Here is a 17,209-nt window from a genome sequence, read left to right on the forward strand (position 1 = left end):
GCAGGGTGCTGGCCAGGACTTCCTCGCCCCCCGTGTCGGCGGTGCTGCACGGACTCGGCCGCTTCGGCCTGCATCTGCTGCGCGCCTGGCTCGACCGGCCGGATGGCGGCATCGACATCGTCGCCATCCAGGACGCCCACCACAGCCTGGCGTCCGCCGCGGCCCTGCTGCGGCAGGACGCCAAGGTCTCCTTCGCCGATTGCCGCGTCGCTGCCGAGGACGGGGCCTTGCGCCTCGACCTGCCCGGCCGCCAGCCGCTGCGCCTGGCCTACTGGCATGGCCCGGCCGCCGGCTCGCCCTGGCTGGGCCGGGCCGACTGGTGGCTGGAATGCTCCGGCGATTTCGCCAGCGGCGAGGCGGCGCGCGCCTTCCTGCGCGGCCGGACGCGCCGCGTGATCGTCTCGGCCACCTGCCCGGGGGCCGACCAGACGCTGGTGTTCGGCTACAACCACGAGCACTTCGATCGCCGCGCCGCCGTCCTCTCCTATGGCTCCTGCACCGTCAACGCCTTCGTGCCGCTGGCCGCCTGGCTGCATGCCCGCTACGGCGTGGCGGAGGCCGAGGTCGGCGTCATCCACAATGTGCCGTCGCACCGGCTGGCGGGCCACCCGCACCCGGTGCGGCGGCCCTGCACCTTGCAGACCGAGGGGCCGCGGCTGTTGCCTTTCCTGGCGGCAGAGCGCTTTCACGTGGACTATGTGCTGATCCCGTACACCGGACCATCGTTGATCGACTTCCGCTTCGAACTCGCGCGCCCGGCCGCGGCGGCGGCACTGCTGGATGCCTTGCAGGCGTCCTGCAGCACCGGCCCGCTGCGCGGCCTGTACGCGCTCGAAGCCGGCACGCCGTCGACAGCGGCGCTGGCGCTGCGGCCGGAGTCCGCCGTGCTGTCGCGCCCGCTGGCGCGCCTGCACGGACGGCGCCTGGTGCTGCCGGCGGGCTTCGATAACGAGAATTCGGCGGTGCGCTACCTGGACCTGCTCGAGGCCGTCGCGCAACGCGGCGGCTAGCCGCCGCCGGCAATCTGCAAATCGCAGGTTCGTGGTTCGCGGTTCGCGGCGGGCAGCCCGCAGGCTCAGGCGCGCGCGGGCAGGGCCGCCAGCGCCGTCCGCAGGTGACCGGCGATGTGCAGCAGCAGGCCGTCTTCCGGGGTATGGCGCTCCAGCACCAGCCGGGTCAGGCGCAAGGCCTTCTCCCAATAGCCATTGAGCCAGGCGCCGGTGATGCGCGCGTAGGCGTACCACTGCGTCAGGGCCGAGAAGCCGAGCAGGTTGTGCGCGCCGATGATGGTGTCGAAGTCGGGGTCCGGCGTGCGCCAATCCTTGCCATAGAACGCCGCCAGCCAGGACTCCGCATGCGACAGGCGCCACACCGGGCCGGCCGGACCCTTGTGCGGCACGAGGTGGAGCGGGCCGGGGAAGCGCGTGACGCGCTGCCGGGCGGGCGGCGATCCGCCCGCGGTCCAGAAGCCGCCCAGCAGGCCGTTGCCGTCCGGCGCATCGCACAGGCCGCACAGGTCCAGCACCACCTCCAGCCGCGGGTGGGCGTAGCTGGCCAGGTTGTCGATGGCGAAACGCTGCGGCACCGGCTGCCAGCCGTGGCGCAGCAGGATCGCGCGCGCGGCCGGCAACTCCTGCACCGGCAGGCCCAGGTCGAGATCCTTGTCGAAAGGCAGCAGGCGGCCTTCGCGCACCAGCCCGAGCAGGGTGCCGGCGTGGGCAAAGGCGTGCACGCCGCCCGCCGCGAGTTGCGCCAGGGCCTCCCACAGCACGCCCTCGACGCGCGGATCCTCCAGCCGTCGTGCCGCCGGCGGCGGGTTGTAGACCAGGGGCGCCACGCACAGCGCATCGAGCGCCAGCCGTTGCGCCTGGGCGCCGGCCTCGATCTGCTGCTGGTGCAGCAGGGCGGTGCCGAGGAAATGGAGCCAGTACGGGCGCAGGGCAGGGTGGACCGCCGGTGCCGCCAGCAGGCTTTCGCAGGCGTGCCGTACCTCGGCCGCGTGGCCGAGTTCGAGGCCGAGCTGGCACCAGAGGCGGATATCGTCGGGCGCGATCGGTCTGCTTTGCCGCAAGCGTGCGGACAGGGTGGCGAAGCGCGCCGCGCCGGGATCGGTGCCCGCCGGCGCCGCGCTGTCGGGAGTTGCAGCCATGGGTGGAATTGTCGGTGGATTGCTCTGGCCAAGGCCAGCATCGCTCGCCGGCACGCGCGCGGCGGTGGCAGGAAACCGGGCGGTCCTGCGCTTACCCCGCGCGTGCCGGCGCGACGTCATGGCATCGTCGTCATGGCGTCATCCGCTTCGCATCAGAACGGCATGCGCAGCTTGAGCGAGGCGGTCTGGTTGGTGAAGCGGTCGCGAACCTCGGCATCGTAGCGGACACTGAACTCCATGGCCTTGTTGTTGACCAGCAGGAAGCCCACGCCGCCCCGCATCAGCCAGCGTGCCGGCGGCAGGCCGGGCGTGACGAACTGTCCGCCGCCGCCGACGAAGGCCGCCGTGACCGACGACCGGCTGGCGAGCGCATCGTAGCCGAGGCCCAGGTTCGCGGTGAACGAGGCCTTGTCGGTGATGGCCTGGTTCAGGCGGAAGTCGGTGGACAGGATCAGCTCGCGCGTCGAGTTCTTGCCGACCGCCAGGTTCAGCGCGTCGGCACCCGATTCGGTGTAGGCGGCGTCCTGGAAGAAGGTGTAGTCGGCACGCAGCGAGGGCGTCAGGGTGGTCTTCGAGGCCAGGTCGATGATGCGGCCGATGCCGATGCCGAAGTGGGTGTTCCAGCTGTCGTAGCTGGACGAGGCACGGTTGTTCAGGCCGCCGAAGGCGATGCTGCGCTGGCCCTGGTTGTGTCCGGTGCCGACGTCCGCCTGCACGCTGACGTCGGTGCGGGCATCGAGGCTGTAGCTGCCGTAGCCGATCAGGCGGTAGCCGTCGACACTGGCGCTCTGGCTGGCCGCCGCCGAATTGCCGTCGATGCGGCTGTGCATGTAGGAGAAGGCGGCGCCCACGCGGGTCTTGTCGCCGAGCGAGCGGTCGGCGCCGAGCAGCATGCCGTAGGTGCTGGCGCTGTAGCCCGATACGCCGTCGCGGTCGCCCTGCTTGGCCCAGGAACCCACCGGCTTGAACCAGAGCTGCTTGTCGGTGACGAAGTCATCGCCGGAGGAGAGGCCGCGGTTGGCTTCCTGGCGCGACTGGATCACCCGGTTGGTGGCGTGCATGGCCGCCGTATTGACGCTGGCCATGCCGCCGGTCAGCAGGGGCAGAGTCTGCTTGACGGCGTCGGACACGGCCTGCTCGGTCGGCAGCGTGCCCAGCGCGGTGATCACCGAGGCCATCGCCGCGGGCGCCGCGGCGCCCTGGGCGATCAGGGCGTCGAACACGCGCGCGGCCCCGAGCGCCGGCGTGTTCTGGTTGCTGAGCACACTGCTCACCACCGTGATGGCGTGGCCGGGCGCGGCCGGCGTGTCCGGGGTGGCATCGCCGCCGCCCGCCGGCGCGTCGGTGCACGAGGTGGCGCCGGAGCGCACGACGCACAGGTCGACCGCATTGCCGTTACGGGTGGCGAGGAAGTCGAACAGGGCGCTGTTGTCGGACACCGTCAGGGCGGGACCGGCGACCAGGCTGCCGGCCGAGAGCACGCTGCGCTGCACCGTGGTGCCGGCGACCAGGCTCGGCGCGCCGGCCACGTTGACCTGGAGCTTGTTGCTGGCCGACAGGTCCGCGGTGCCGGTCACCACCAGCTTGCCGTAGGAGCCGTCGTTGCCGATGCCGGTCTGGAACACGCCGCTGGCGGCCTGCACATAGTTGCCGTTGATGGTCGCCGTGGTGCCGGGTGCAACCGCGAGCGTGCCCGCGTTGGTGAGGCCGGCGGACACCGTGACCGGGTTGGCCATGTTGAACGTCGCGCCACCGGCGACGTTGAAACTGCCGACGTCGAAGCTGTTGGCCGAGGTGAAGGTGCCCTGGACGTTGACCACCGAGGCGCTGGCTCCATGCACCGCGCCGCTGATGGCGGCGCTGCTGCCTTGCAGGTTCAGGGTGGCATTGTTGAGTTCGACGGCGCCGTTCAGGGTGCCGCCGAGGTTGATGCCGTGGGTGACGGTGCTGGCCGGATCGATGTAGATGGCGGTGGCAGCATTGATGGTGCCGCCGGCCGGGATCGAGATCGCGTCCACGGTGCTGCCGACCAGGTTGATGCCGACCGCGCGGCCGTTGGCCGACGAGGCGGAGATCGTGCCGTTGTTGGTGATGGCGCCCGTGACCGTGCTGTTCTCGATATCGATGCCGTAGGCCGTGCCGCTGGTCGGCGGGAAAGGGACGATTGCCGCGCCGGCCCCGCCGGTCGCGGTGATGCTGCCGTCGTTCTGGATCGAGCCGACGGTACTGCCGGAGCCGACACGGATACCGGCGGCAAGGCCGCCCGGGGCAGGCACCATCGCCGGGGCGGCGGCGCCGCCGCTTGCCGAGATGGCGCTGGCGGCACCCTGGTTGCTCAGGCTGTCGACGCTGGCGGACTGGATATCGATGCCGATGCCTTGCCCACCCGCTCCGCCCCCGGTGATGCCGGCCGCGCCGGCGCCGCCGGTGGCGGAGATCGAGCCACCGTTGGTCATGGTTCCCACGTGCCCGTTGCTCAGCGCGATGCCGGTAGCGTTGCCGCCGGCGTACCCGATCGGCATCGGTGCGGGCAAAGCCGCGCCGCCGGTCGCGCTGATCACGCCGCCGGCTTCGTTGGTCAGGGTGGTCACCACGGGCATGCTCGCGCTTTGCCCGCTGAGGCTGATGCCCACCGCGGCGCCGCCGGGACCGCCGACAACCGCGCTGCCGGTGCTCTGGATCGTGCCCTGGTTGTCGATCAGGGTCACGGCCGGGCCCAGCGACAGGCTGGCCACCACGGCGGGGCCGCCCGCGACGCTGATCAGGCCGCCGGGAGCCAGCACGCTGAGGCTGGTGCCGGAATAGACGTAGCAGGTACTGTTGTACGTGCCCGACAGGGTCGGGACGCAACTGATGGTGGCCGATGCCGGCGCCGCGGCGAGCGCGCCGCATGCACCGACGGCGAGCAGGACGGCGGTGGTCGTGGCGCGCGGCACGGAAGGCGGCAGGTGGGAGGCGGCCGTCCGTGCGGAGAGGGGGCGGGCGCCAGTTTGCGGGTTGTGGTGCAGGTTCAGAATTCGATGGCGATGGGATCGCATGCTTGCGGGTCCTGTAGGATGCGCGTGCCGCGCCTGGCTCGGCGCAAGGTCGGTGCGCTACACTGCGGCCGCGTCCCGCGGGCTGCCGCCACGGACGCGGGTCTTGTGGTTCGTTCTTGTGGTTTGTTCTTGTTCGTTGTTCCTGGTCGTTTTTCAGCAGTCGGGCTGGTCCCCTGTCACCATCCGCTCCGGCGCGGAATCCTCACGATGCATGGCACTCTTCGCGGCCTGGCCGCCTGCACCTGCGCGGCGGCGTCTCGCTTCCGGATACGGTTCCTTGTCCTGCTGGCTGCGCTCCCCCTGCTGGCTTGTACGAATTTCTCTCCCGACGCCCGCCGCGCCAGCGCCGACGCCATGGCGCTGGCGCACGGCTGGCGCCCGCTGCGGCTGGCCACGCGCGAGTTCGTGCTGGCGGCCTATGCCCCGTCTCCGGCCCGGCCGGGCGAGACCCTGGCCGTCTATATCGAAGGGGACGGCCTGGCCTGGCTCAGCCCCTCCCGTCCTTCCGACGACCCGACCCCGCTGCGTCCGCTCGCGCTCGAACTGGCGCAGCGGCACGACCGCGGCACGGCCGTCTACCTGGCGCGGCCGTGCCAGTACGTCGAGGCAGCGGAGCGCCGAGGCTGCGAACCCGCCTTCTGGACGGACCGGCGTTTCGCCGACGCCGTGGTCGCCGCTACCAGCGAGGCTATCGATGCCTTGATGCAACGCTTGCAGGCGCGCCGTCTCGTGCTGGTCGGCTATTCCGGCGGCGGCGCCGTGGCTGCGCTGGTGGCCGCCCGCCGCCACGACGTCGTGCGCCTGGTGACCGTTGCCGGCAACCTCGCGCCACGCCAGTGGGCGCAGCAGCACGAACTGGCACCGCTGACGGGATCGCTCGATCCCGGCGACGCCTGGCGCGCGCTGCAGGACATCCCGCAATACCACCTGGTTGGCGCCGAGGACAGCAACGTCACGCCCGAGCTCGCGGCCGCCTTCGCGGCACGCTTCCCGGCCGGCAAGCGGCCGCCGGTCGAGGTCGTGGAAGGTGCTACGCACACCTGCTGCTGGGCCGACAAATGGCCCGCGCTGCTGCCGCAGGCCGTGCCCTGACGCGGCCGCCGCCCTGGCCCCAGGTCTTCTTTCCCATACATTGCTGACAGGAGCGATTTACGGCCGGCCGGCGCCTTTCTTGAGAGGCGCTGCGGGAGGGCGTCGGCGCTCAGCCGATGCCGGTATGCGGCCCGCCGCCGAGTGTGCGCAAGAGATGTGATGGGAAAGGAGCCCGGCGTGAGGCGCCGGGCCAGCCTTCAGCAGCCGTGAGCGTGGGGTATGGAGTGAGGGGCCGATTGCTGCGGCATGCGGTCCGGGATCAGGGACTTCCCACTTCCGCCAGTGCCTTGGCAAGCAAGGTGACGGCCGGGGATGCCGCCGGATCCCGGTGGGTGATGAACACCATGCGGCCGGAGGCGAATGGTGTGCGCAGGCGTACCTTGCACACCAGCGACATCGCGCTGTAGTGCGACACGGCGCTGTCCGGCGCCACGGCCAGGAAGCCGCTCGCGGCCACCATCGACAGGCTGCTGTGGAATGAAATCGATTCGATATGCGGCACCGGCGGCAATTGTCCGCTGTCGAGAAACGGCTGTTCGAATATTTCCCGCGTATGGGTGCCGCGCGGCGGCAGTATCCATGGACTGTCACGCAGCGCCGGCAGGCTCACGTCGCGGCGCCTGGCCAGCGGATGGTCCGGGGCACAGGCGATCGCCAGGTGCTCGTCCCACAGTGGCATGATGCGCAGCCGCTCCAGGGACTGCCCGGCATGGCCGGCTTCCAGCCGCCCCACCACGCAGTCGAGCTCGCCCCCGGCGAGCATGCCGAGCAGTCCGCTGACGGTGTGTTCCCGCAGCTGCAGCCGCGGCAGGATGCCTTGCCGGCTCAGCGAGGCGACCAGCTTCGGGAGGACATTGACCCCGACCAGCGGCAGTACGCCCATCCTGACCAGCGGGACTTCCGGCCGCTCCGCCAGCGCTTCCCTGGCGATATCCAGCGCGCCCAGCGCGATGCGCAGGCGCTCGAGGGCGCGCTCGCCAGCCGGGCTCAGGCGGCCGCCGCGGGTGGTGCGTTCGATCAGCGTGCAAGCGAAGGCCTGTTCCAGCTCCTGGAGCATCTTGGTCACCGCCGGCTGGCTGATGTGCATCCGCTCGGCGGCCGCGGTCAGCGAACCCGTGTGCGCCACCAGGTCCAGCAGCCGCAGATGGCGGATGCGCAGGCGGTCGAGCCGTTGAGGCAGGGCGGTGGGCGAAGTCTTTGCCATAACCAGCTGTGATGGATTCATCAGAACTGGATAATTGTCCTGAATATCCGGGCGACGCGACAATCGGGCGAAACCATAGAGGAGACCTGAGATGCCTGCATCGACCCGCCGTGCGCGTCGCCGGATGCTGAGGACCCTGCTGATGCTGCCCGTCGCGGCAGCGTCAGGCCTGCCGGCCTTTGCCCTGGCCGCGCAGGACTATCCCACCCGCCCGATCCGGCTGGTGGTTCCCTACGCCCCCGGCGGCGGCCCGGATATCCAGGCGCGCAAGCTCGCCGAGGTGCTGGGCAGGGAACTGGGCCAGCCTGTCGTCGTCGAGAACAAGGTCGGCGCGGGAGGGATCCTTGCCGCCGAATCCGTGGCACAGCAGCCGGCGGACGGCTATACCTTGCTGCTGGGCGCCTCGACCCACGTCGCGCAGAAGCTGTTGCAGCCGGGGGTCAAGTTCGATCCCGCCGCATTCACCCATGTGACGCGCATCGGTATCGCCCCGGCCGTGCTCGTGGTCAGCAGCCATTCGCCATATCGCAAGGTGGCCGACCTGGTGGCCGCCGCACGGCGCTTCCCCGGCACGCTCAACTACGCGTCGGGCGGCATCGGCTCGGCTGCGCATATCTCGAGCGCGGCGTTCGCGTCGGCGTGCAGCATCGACGTGGTGCACATCCCTTACAAGGGCTCGGTGGAAATCGTCCCGTCGCTGATCAAGGGCGATACCCAGTTCGGCTTTCCCGTGGCGACCACCGCGCTGCCGCAGATCGCCAATGGCAAGGTGCGGGCGCTCGCCGTGACCTCAGCGCAGCGGCTGGCCACGCTGCCCCAGGTCCCCACGCTGAATGAAGCGCTCGGCCGCACCGGCCTGGCGCTCGACGCATGGAGCGGCATCTGGGCTCCGCCGAACCTGCCCAGGCCTCTGGTGGCGCGCCTGCATGCCGCCTTGCTCAAGGCGCTCGCGGATCCCGGGCTGCGACGCTTCTATGCCGAGACGGGGTCGCTCGTCGAGCCGAGCCCGACCCCGGAGGACTTCTCCCGCCTGGTCACCGAGGAAACCGCCAGGATGCGGCAGGTGATCGACAAGAACCACATCACGATCGAATGAGGCTGCCATGCGAAACACCTGCGCTACCCCGTCCACCGAAGCCTCGGCATTCGCGCCGCTCGCCGGCCTGCGCGTCGTCGATTTCTCGCACGTCATCGCCGGCCCTTTTGCCACCTTCCTGCTGTCCCGGCTCGGCGCCGATGTCACCAAGATCGAAAACGCCAATGGCGGCGACGTCATGCGCCGCGCCGGTGGCAGCCGCGACGGCTTCGTCGCGCTGAACGCCGGCAAGTCCTCGCTGGCCCTCGATCTCTCCAGCGAAGACGGACGGCGCCGGGCGCGCGAGCTGGCCGCCTCCTGCCACATCTTTGTCGACAACCTGAGGCCGGGCGTGCTCGAACGCTTCGGCCTGGGCTTCGAGGCGGTGCGCGAACTCAACCCGCGCGTGGTCTACTGCAGCATCTCCGGCTTCGGGCGCGGCGCGAAGGCATGGCAGAAGCGCCCCGCCTACGATCATGTGGTGCAGGCCGCCACCGGCATGGCCTTCATGGCGGGCAACGAGGGCGATCCGCCGATCAAGACCGGCTTCCCGGTGATCGATTCCGCCACCGGCCTGCTGGCCGCCTTTGCCATCCTCGCCGGCGTGCGCGAAAGCGAGCGCACCGGGCGCGGCATGCTGCTCGATATCTCCATGGCCGGCGCCGGCATGCAATTGATGTACCCCATGACCTGCGCTGCGCTCACGCACGGCACCACGCCACCCCGGCAGGGAAACCAGGGCTACTCGGGCAGCCCCTCCGCCGACTTCTTCCGCACGCGCGATGGCTGGCTCGCCATCGGCGCGAACACGCCACGGCAGCTGCTGGCCTTGCTGGAGGCACTGGGCCTGGCTCATCTGGCAAAGGATCCGGCCTTGTTCAACCCGCCGCTGGACGGCGGCGCATTGCCTGCCTTCGTGCGCTCGCTGGACCCGGCGGCGCTGAAGGCCGCGCTGTCGGCGGTGCTCACCGATGCCGATGCCGCGGAACTGGAGGCGCGGCTCAGCGCCAGCGGCGTCCCCGCCTCGCGCTTGCGCGATATTGCCGAGTTCGCGGCCGAATCGACGGCGAACGGCAGCCTCGAAACGGTCGCGCTGCAAGACGGCGACACCACGGTGGTATCGCCGGGGCTCGGCTTCCGGGTGCGCACCGGCGAGTAGTCGATTGCCCCGGCGCAAGCGCAGCCGGGCGCCGGGGCGTTTCGAATGACGCGGCGGACAGCGTCTCCCCCGCGCCAGCATGTGGCGCGAGGCCCGTCCAGGCGGGGCGGGCAGCCCTGGCCGGCGTTCAGCCGGCCGGCAGGAACCTGGAAGGCGGCATGCCGAACTGCTTGCGGAAAGCGAGCGTGAAGGCGCTATGGCTCTCGTAGCCGCAGCGCAGCGCGACCGGCAGGATCGGCTCGCCGCGCAGCAGGTGATCGAGCGCGAGCAGCAGCCGGGCCTGCTGCCGCCAGCGGCCGAAGCTCAGCCCGGTGTGCTTGTGGAAATGGCGGTGGAAGGTCTTCTCGCTCATCGCCAGCGAGGCGGCCCAGTCGGCGGCGTGGAAAGGGTGCGCCGGATTGCCGCTCAGCTCGGCGCAGATCGCGGCGATGCGCGCATCGGCCGGCCACGGCAGGTGGAAGGGCAGCGCCTGCGGGCGCCGCAGTTCCTCCCGCAGCAGGGCCGCCACCAACCTGCCGCGCCGCGTGGCGCAGACCTCCAGGCCGAGGTGGGCAATCTCCGAGATCAGTTCCCGCAGCAAGGGCGAGACGTGGATCACGCATTCCGCCGCGGGCAGGCCGCCGGCGGCATCGGCGGCCACGAAGACGCTGCGCACCCGGACCGGGCCGCGCATCAGCAAGCGGTGTTCGACGTCCGGTCCCAGCCAGACCGCCGTGGTGGGCGGCACCACCCAGCGGCCGGTCGCGGCCTCCACCACCATCACGCCTTCCACCGCGTAGACCAGCTGGCAGCGGGCGTGGCGGTGGAAGGGCGTCTCGGCGCCCGCCGGATAGTCGGCCGCGACCCCGGTGAGCGGGGAGGGGGCCGCATCGTACAGGGCCGGATCGAACGATACGGCGGCGAGGTTCGGGGCGGCTGCGGTCATGCCGTCGCGTCGGTCCGTTCAGGACTGTCCATTTTCATACAGCAATTGTCGCTCTCGATGGAGAAAGTCAGCGGCGGCCATCGTACACTTGCCGTATCCGCTTTTCCAGAACCCTGCCTTTTCCGTCATGCGCGCTTTCCGGCTACTACGCAATGTGCTGCCGCACCTGCCCCTACATCGGGGTCTGGGCGCGCACGTGCGCGCCATGACCGGTCCTGATTCCCCCTGACCCCGATCTCGAACAGCTTGCTGCAAGCAGGGGAATCAGGACAGACCCGTCCAACCTGCATTCCCTGCATTTCCTGTTCGAGATCCCCATGCTTGCTCAACCGCATACCAAGTACCGTCCGTTCCCGGCCGTCGACCTGAGCGACCGCCAGTGGCCGTCGCGCACCATCACCCGGGCCCCCGCCTGGCTCTCCACCGACCTGCGCGATGGCAACCAGGCCCTGTTCGAACCGATGAACCGCGAACGCAAGCTGCGCCTGTTCGAGGAACTGGTGCGCATCGGCTTCAAGGAGATCGAGCTCGGCTTCCCCGCGGCCTCGCAGACCGACTTCGACATCGTGCGCGGCCTGGTCGACGGCGGGCGCATTCCGGCCGACGTCACGCCGATGGTGATCACGCAGCTGCGCGAGGACCTGATCCGCGAGACGGTGCGCAGCGTGGCCGGCGCGCGCCGGGCCATCGTGCATTTCTACAACGCCATCGCGCCGGCCTGGCGCGAGATCGTGTTCGGCATGAGCGTGCCGCAGATCGTCGCCATGGTGGAGCACCACGTGCGCCTGTTCAAGGCGTTGACCGCCGCGCACCCGGAAACCGAGTGGGTGCTGCAGTACTCGCCGGAAACGTTCTGCATGGCCGAGCTGGAGGTCTCGCTGGAGGTCTGCAATGCGGCCATCGCCGCCTGGGACGCCGGTCCCGGCCGGCCGATGATCATCAACCTGCCGACCACGGTCGAGGTGTCCACGCCGAACGTCTTCGCCGACCAGATCGAGTGGATGCACCGCCGCCTGGACCGGCGCGAGCATCTCGTGCTGTCGGTCCACCCCCATAACGACCGCGGCACCGGCGTGGCCTGCGCGGAGCTGGCACTGATGGCCGGCGCCGACCGCGTCGAGGGCTGCCTGTTCGGCAACGGTGAGCGCAGCGGCAACCTGGATCTTGTCACCCTGGCCCTCAACCTGTACACCCAGGGCGTCCCGCCCGGGCTCGACTTCTCGGATATCGCCGGGGTGGCGCGCATCGTCGAGGCCTGCACCGCGCTGCCGATCCATCCGCGCCACCCCTATGTCGGCGACCTGGTCTTCACCGCCTTCTCCGGCTCGCACCAGGATGCCATCGCCAAGGGCTTCGCCGCGCAGGATCCCCACGGCATCTGGCGCGTGCCCTACCTGCCGATCGATCCCAAGGACCTGGGCCGCACCTACGACAGCATCGTGCGCGTCAACAGCCAGTCGGGCAAGGGCGGCATCGCCTACCTGCTGGAGCGCGACCGCGGTATCGCCATGCCGCGCCGCATGCAGGTGGAGTTCAGCGCCGTGGTGCAGCGCCACGCGGACGCCAGCGAGACCGAGCTGAGCAGCGAGGACATCTGGAAGCTGTTCGTGGCCACCTACCAGGCGCCGCTGGAGCAGGGCGCCTACCGCTATCTCTCGCACGCGCTGCACGCCGCGCCGGCGGGCGACCGCATCGAACTGCGGCTCGCCGAGGGCGGAGATGGCCCGGCGCTGGCCCTGTCCGGCGAGGGCAACGGCCCCATCGACGCCGCCGTGGCCGCGCTGCCGGCGCCGGTGCGCATCGACCACTACGAGCAGCATGCGCTCGGCTCGGGCGCCGATGCCCGCGCGATCGCCATCGTGGAGATGGCGAGCCCCGACGTGGCCGGCAGCCGCTTCGGCGTCGGCATCCACGAGAGCACTACCACGGCGTCGGTGCTGGCCACGCTGTGCGCCTTCAACCGGCTGCACAACCGGCTGCAGCCGGGGCAGGACTGACGCCGGCCTGGCCGGGATGTAGCGGTGGCCTGACGGCGGCACCCAGGCCGCACCTTGGGCGGGGACGGCGGCGCAGCGCCACCCCGGCCCCTCCGGCTGTTCCGCAAGCGCTGCAACTCAGCAAGCCCGGCTAAGTCCGGTGCGGGCCGCCGTGCCATACTCGGCGCCATGAATCCAGCCCGCCCGGAAGACGTCTATCGCGCGCGCATCGCCCGCGTGCTCGCCGCGATCGTGCGCGCGCCGATGGACCCGCATCGGCTCGAAGACCTCGCTGCACTGGCGCATTTCTCGCCGTTCCATTTCCACCGCATCTACCGCAGCGTGACCGGCGAAACCGTCGCCGCCACCATCCGCCGCCTGCGCCTGGCGTGCGCCTCCCGCGAGCTCGGCCTGGGACGGCGCCCGGTCACGGCGGTGGCGCTGGAGGCAGGCTACGACAGCCCGCAGGCATTCTCGCGGGCTTTCCGCAGCTATGCCGGCACCTCACCGCGGGCCTTCCGCGACAAGCTGGCCGGCTATGGCGGCACGGTGCCGTCGGTGCGCCTGGAGACGGTGGCGCCGCAGGACCTGTGCGCGCTGCCGCACCACGGCCCGCCCGCCACCATCCCCCACACGCACCGCCGCCTGCGCCGGCTGCTCGGCGCGCGCGAGGCGGGTGCCTGGCTGGGCCTGTCCTATGGCGACGCCGAGGCGCCGCCCGGTTTCCGCTACTACGTCGCCGCGGGCGGACTCGCCGGACCGCCGCCGGCACCGACCGAGGCGCTGGCGCTGCCGGGCGGCCTCTATGCGGTGCACCGGCTGGTGGGCCCCTACACGCAGATCGACGCCACCATCACCGCGCTGTACGGGCTCTGGCTGCCCGGCAGCGGCTATGAGCCCGACCACCGGCCGACGCTGGAGCGCTACCTGTCGAGGCCGCAGGACACCCCGCCGCAGGCGCGCGTGACCGAGCTGATGATCCCGCTGCGTGCGCTGGCATGACGCCTGGCGCCTGGCACCTGACGCAGCGCCGCGGCGCCGATCCCGCTGATGCCTTTGCCTTTGCTTCTTCTTGTCTTCTCCGACCGTGAGTTCCGCTTCGACTGCCATGTCCATGCCTATGCCCATGTCCCCGATCCGCCGGCATCTTCTCCGCCTCTGCCTCGGCCTTGCCGTGCTGTGCGTCCTCGCGTCACCGGCGCGCGCCGCCGGCCTGCGCTGGTTCGAGGTGCCCGCCGATGCCGCCGGCCCGGCCTTGCAGGGTGCCCTGTGGTATCCCTGCGCGCAGCCCGCCGCGCCGCTGACGCTGGCGCCGCTGGTCATCCAGGCGGTCAAGGACTGTCCGCTGCGCGGCGAGCACCTGCCCTGGATCGTCATCTCGCACGGCACCGGTGGCTCCCGCCTCGGCCACCACGACACCGCCGCGGCGCTGGCCGACGCCGGCTTCGTGGTGGCGGCCATCGATCATCCGGGCGACAACTACCGGGACACCAGCGCGCAGCTCCACCTGTCTTCCTTCCTCACGCGTCCGCAGGACCTGCGGCGGCTGATCGATTACCTGAGCGGACAGTGGGAGGAGCGCGGCCGCCTCGATGTGCCGGCGCTCGGCCTGTTCGGTTTTTCGCGCGGCGGCTACACCGGCCTGGTGGCGCTGGGTGCGGTGCCGGACTTCCGGCTCGGCCAGGCGTTCTGTGCCGAGCGCCCCGGCCTGCCGTTCTGCCGGGAGATGGAGCGCCCCGTGCCGGCGCCGCCCGATGCCGGCGGGCGCATCCGCGCCGCGGTGATCGTCGATCCGGTCGCGCTGTTCACGCTGGCCGGGCTGCGCGGCGTCACGGTGCCGATCCAGCTGTGGTCCTCGGCCCTGGGCGGCGACGGCGTGACGCCGGCCGGCGTGGCCGGCATCCGCGATGGCCTGCCGACCGCGCCCGAGTTCCATCTCGCCGCCGGTTCCGGGCACTTCAGCTTCCTCGCCCCGTGCGCCCCTGCCCAGGCCGGGGCCATGCCGGAACTCTGCCGCGACGGCGCCGGTTTCGACCGCGCGGCCTTCCACCGCGCCTTCAACGCCGAGGTGGTGCGCTTCTTCCGCACGCAGCTGATGCCGGCCAGCAAGCGAGGCGCGACGGACAAGTCCGCCGGAGGTGGAGGAAGCGCGGGCGAATAGGGGTAGACGAGGGGTAGACGAGGGGTACGAGCGGGGCCGGGGGGGGAGGGCAGGCGCTGGCTGACCGTGGCGGGTGGATTCACACCATCGGCTTCGTCTCTGTGCTCGCGTGCTGGACTACACCGTTGGCTTCGCTTGGGTGTGGCGCCTTGCTGAACCACCCCTCTCCCCAACCCACTCCCCGTGCGGGGAGAGGGAGCCAAGACCGTGTGCCTGGCGATTGGTGTTGGCGCATCCCGTCGGCTTCGGCAAGCGCGTTGGGCTTCGGGCCGGCTCAGGCGGCGCGCGCCGCCGGGGCGGCGCCGGCGCGCCGCGCCACCAGTTCGCGCACGCGCGGAATCAGTTCGCGCCCGTAGTCGACGGCATCTTCCAGCGGATCGAAGCCGCGGATCAGGAAGGTGGTGACGCCGAGGTCGTAGTAGGCCAGCAGCGCCTCGGCCACCTGTTCGGGCGTGCCGACCAGGCCGGTGGAGTTGGAGCGGCCGCCGGTCTCCCGCGCGACCGCGGTCCACAGGCGCTGGTCGACACGGTCGCCCCGCTCGGCGGCCGCCAGCAGGCGGCGCGCGCCTTCGCTCTGCAGCGGGCCGCCGCGGCCCTGGCCCAGTTGCGCGCGCAGCGCGCGGGTGCGTTCGAGAATGCTGTCGCACGCGCCCAGGCCTTGGCCTCGGTCGCCGCCAGCACGGGCCGCAAGGACACCGAGAAACGCACCGTGCGGCCATGCTGCGCGGCCGCCTGGCGCACGCGCGTGGTCAGCTCGCGCACCTGTTCCAGCGATTCGCCCCACAGGGCATAGACGTCGGCGTGCTTGCCGGCGACCGCGATGGCTGCCTCCGAGGCGCCGCCGAAATAGACCGGAACGTGTGGCGCCTGGGCCGGCTTGACTTCCGAGAAGCCCTGGCGGAAGCGGTAGTAGCGGCCTTCATGGTCGAAGGGCCGGTCCTCGGTCCAGATGCGGCGCAGGATGCCGAGGTATTCGTCGGTGCGGGCATAGCGTTCGTCATGCCCGAGATAGTCGCCATCGCGCTGCTGCTCGTCGTCGGAGCCGCCGGAGATGAAGTGGACGCCGAGCCGGCCGCCGCTGAACTGGTCGAGCGTGGCGATCTGCCGCGCCGCGAGCGTGGGGGCGGTGAAGCCGGGCCGGTGCGCCAGCATGAAATGGATGCGCTCGGTGACCGCGGCCGCATACGAGACCGTCAGGGTGGCGGACGGGCCGGTGGAATGATGGGGAACGAGGATGCGGTCGAAGCCGGCCTGCTCATGGGCCCGGGCGAAGGCCCGCACATAATCGCGGTCCACCGCCGCGCCGGCGGCAGGGTGGATCTCGGACTGCTTGCGGCTCTGGATCATGCCGATGAAATCGACGCTCATGGGGTTCTCCGCAGGGAAGGGCGTCAGCCACCGCCGCTGCGGAGGCATGGCCAGGATGTCACTGCGAGGAGCGTACGCGAGCCCCGGTGCGGCGGGAACGAAGCAATCCGAGGCTCGATATGCGGCGGCCGGGCGGCTCGCCGGCGGAGGCGCGCAGTTGCGCCGTGGCCGGCGCATGCCCCAGGGGGAGCCGACAGCGGCTCAGGCCGTCTCCTTGAGCCCCACCGAGCGGGACGCCGAGGGCGGAAGGAACTGCGGAATGGCGGTGCCGATCATGCTGAAGATATCGCCGCGCAGCCCGCCATAGACGGTCTGGCCCGCCGGGCCGGCATAGGTCGCCGTGCCGTCCCGCATGGTGTGGGCACCTTGCATGAAGGCCAGGAAGCCGTTGGCGCTGCCGGGATCCCGCGACAGGTCGAGGCGGCTGCCGTCCGGCTGCATATAGGAAACCTGCGCCAGCAGCGTCGCGTGGGCCTGTCGGCCCAGCTTCTTGAACAGGTCCATGAAGCTCACCAGGCCGTCGGCCTGCTGGCTGACGGCGTCGAGCTGGGCAGCGGACAGCGGCTTGCCGTCGGCCTCGGCCCAGTTCGCATAGCCGGCCACCGCATCGTCGTGGAACGCCTGGGCGGCCTGCAACAGCTCCTTGTTGCCATTGAGGAAGTCCTGCAGCCAGGCGCGATCGGCGTCGTCCAGGGTGTCCGACTTGACGACCAGGGAGCCGCGGCTGAGGGCGAAATCGAAGTGCGCATTGCCAAGATCCGGCCGCTGCTGCAGCAGCGACTGCATGGCGGGCACCAGGGCCTCGGCCATCTGCTCCGCGTCGCCGCCCATCTTCAAAGGCGCACCGAGGGCGCTCAGGTATCGATCGAGGCGAGAGTGGTCGTTGGGGTCGACCGCGCTCACGATGAGCGGCGACGCGGCATGCGCCGCCGATGACGGATCGGCCTGCGCGGCCGCGTTCGCTGCCTGGGCCAGGCTGGCGCCCGCATCGGATGCGGGCCATGCCGCGACGCCCGCGGCCTGGATGCTGAGGTTCATGTCTTCCCTGGGATTGTTCTTTCT

At 71.0% G+C, this 17,209-nt stretch carries 14 protein-coding genes; 7 read left to right on the plus strand and 7 right to left on the minus strand.

All coding sequences use genetic code 11. The features are described from left to right. Window positions 1-5: 5 nt before the first annotated feature. Entirely contained in the window at window positions 6-1,010 is a 1,005-nt protein-coding gene (locus tag BKK81_RS10255; RefSeq protein WP_156811199.1) for a hypothetical protein, read from the plus strand. 65 nt (window positions 1,011-1,075) lie between these two features. On the opposite strand, the gene BKK81_RS10260 is transcribed toward BKK81_RS10255, so the two are convergent. Both BKK81_RS10260 and BKK81_RS10265 read right to left on the minus strand, forming a co-directional pair. Further along, the gene (locus BKK81_RS10260; RefSeq protein ID WP_071012604.1) at window positions 1,076-2,149 is read right to left on the minus strand and encodes a hypothetical protein; all 1,074 of its coding nucleotides are present in this window, start codon (window positions 2,147-2,149) and stop codon (window positions 1,076-1,078) included. 152 nt (window positions 2,150-2,301) lie between these two features. Continuing rightward, window positions 2,302-5,085, minus strand: a complete 2,784-nt coding sequence (locus BKK81_RS10265) for an autotransporter outer membrane beta-barrel domain-containing protein (protein ID WP_231907895.1) — start codon at window positions 5,083-5,085, stop codon at window positions 2,302-2,304. Window positions 5,086-5,394: 309 nt separating this feature from the next. Between BKK81_RS10265 and BKK81_RS10270 the strand changes: the two genes are divergently transcribed. After that, window positions 5,395-6,279 (plus strand): alpha/beta hydrolase, encoded by an 885-nt coding sequence (locus tag BKK81_RS10270; protein WP_231907896.1) that lies wholly within the window; start codon window positions 5,395-5,397, stop codon window positions 6,277-6,279. A 259-nt stretch (window positions 6,280-6,538) separates the two neighbouring features. Here the strand turns inward: BKK81_RS10270 and BKK81_RS10275 are convergent, their stop codons facing one another. After that, window positions 6,539-7,483: a LysR family transcriptional regulator gene (locus tag BKK81_RS10275; protein WP_231907897.1), complete on the minus strand. Its 945-nt coding sequence runs from the start codon at window positions 7,481-7,483 to the stop codon at window positions 6,539-6,541. Window positions 7,484-7,574: 91 nt separating this feature from the next. Between BKK81_RS10275 and BKK81_RS10280 the strand changes: the two genes are divergently transcribed. Both BKK81_RS10280 and BKK81_RS10285 read left to right on the plus strand, forming a co-directional pair. Continuing rightward, window positions 7,575-8,579, plus strand: coding sequence for a Bug family tripartite tricarboxylate transporter substrate binding protein (locus BKK81_RS10280; protein ID WP_071012609.1), 1,005 nt, complete (start codon window positions 7,575-7,577; stop codon window positions 8,577-8,579). A gap of 7 nt (window positions 8,580-8,586) precedes the next feature. Further along, window positions 8,587-9,717, plus strand: coding sequence for a CaiB/BaiF CoA transferase family protein (locus BKK81_RS10285; protein WP_071012610.1), 1,131 nt, complete (start codon window positions 8,587-8,589; stop codon window positions 9,715-9,717). 127 nt (window positions 9,718-9,844) lie between these two features. Here BKK81_RS10285 and BKK81_RS10290 read toward each other — a convergent pair whose 3' ends face one another. After that, window positions 9,845-10,642 (minus strand): AraC family transcriptional regulator, encoded by a 798-nt coding sequence (locus tag BKK81_RS10290; RefSeq protein ID WP_071012612.1) that lies wholly within the window; start codon window positions 10,640-10,642, stop codon window positions 9,845-9,847. A gap of 317 nt (window positions 10,643-10,959) precedes the next feature. On the opposite strand from BKK81_RS10290, the gene BKK81_RS10295 reads away from it, so the two are divergent. The 3 genes from BKK81_RS10295 (at window position 10,960) to BKK81_RS10305 (ending at window position 14,779) form a co-directional block, all read left to right on the plus strand. Next, the gene (locus BKK81_RS10295; protein WP_071012614.1) at window positions 10,960-12,639 is read left to right on the plus strand and encodes a 2-isopropylmalate synthase; all 1,680 of its coding nucleotides are present in this window, start codon (window positions 10,960-10,962) and stop codon (window positions 12,637-12,639) included. 168 nt (window positions 12,640-12,807) lie between these two features. After that, on the plus strand, window positions 12,808-13,620 hold the full coding sequence (locus BKK81_RS10300; protein ID WP_071012615.1) for an AraC family transcriptional regulator: 813 nt from the start codon (window positions 12,808-12,810) through the stop codon (window positions 13,618-13,620). A 124-nt stretch (window positions 13,621-13,744) separates the two neighbouring features. Then, window positions 13,745-14,779: an alpha/beta hydrolase family protein gene (locus BKK81_RS10305; RefSeq protein ID WP_071012617.1), complete on the plus strand. Its 1,035-nt coding sequence runs from the start codon at window positions 13,745-13,747 to the stop codon at window positions 14,777-14,779. 274 nt (window positions 14,780-15,053) lie between these two features. Here the strand turns inward: BKK81_RS10305 and BKK81_RS36355 are convergent, their stop codons facing one another. The 3 genes from BKK81_RS36355 to BKK81_RS10315 all read right to left on the minus strand — a co-directional run bounded on the left by BKK81_RS36355 (window position 15,054) and on the right by BKK81_RS10315 (window position 17,185). Further along, window positions 15,054-15,242: a hypothetical protein gene (locus BKK81_RS36355; protein ID WP_442873397.1), complete on the minus strand. Its 189-nt coding sequence runs from the start codon at window positions 15,240-15,242 to the stop codon at window positions 15,054-15,056. Next, complete coding sequence (locus tag BKK81_RS10310) at window positions 15,170-16,147, minus strand: LLM class flavin-dependent oxidoreductase (protein WP_442873377.1); 978 nt, start codon at window positions 16,145-16,147, stop codon at window positions 15,170-15,172. The genes BKK81_RS36355 and BKK81_RS10310 overlap by 73 nt, the downstream gene beginning before the upstream one ends. Window positions 16,148-16,348: 201 nt before the next feature. Further along, the gene (locus BKK81_RS10315) at window positions 16,349-17,185 is read right to left on the minus strand and encodes a hypothetical protein (protein WP_071012619.1); all 837 of its coding nucleotides are present in this window, start codon (window positions 17,183-17,185) and stop codon (window positions 16,349-16,351) included. Between the last annotated feature and the right edge of the window lie 24 nt (window positions 17,186-17,209).

The sequence above is a fragment of the Cupriavidus sp. USMAHM13 genome, from assembly GCF_001854285.1.
GTDB classification, from domain to species: Bacteria; Pseudomonadota; Gammaproteobacteria; order Burkholderiales; family Burkholderiaceae; genus Cupriavidus; species Cupriavidus malaysiensis.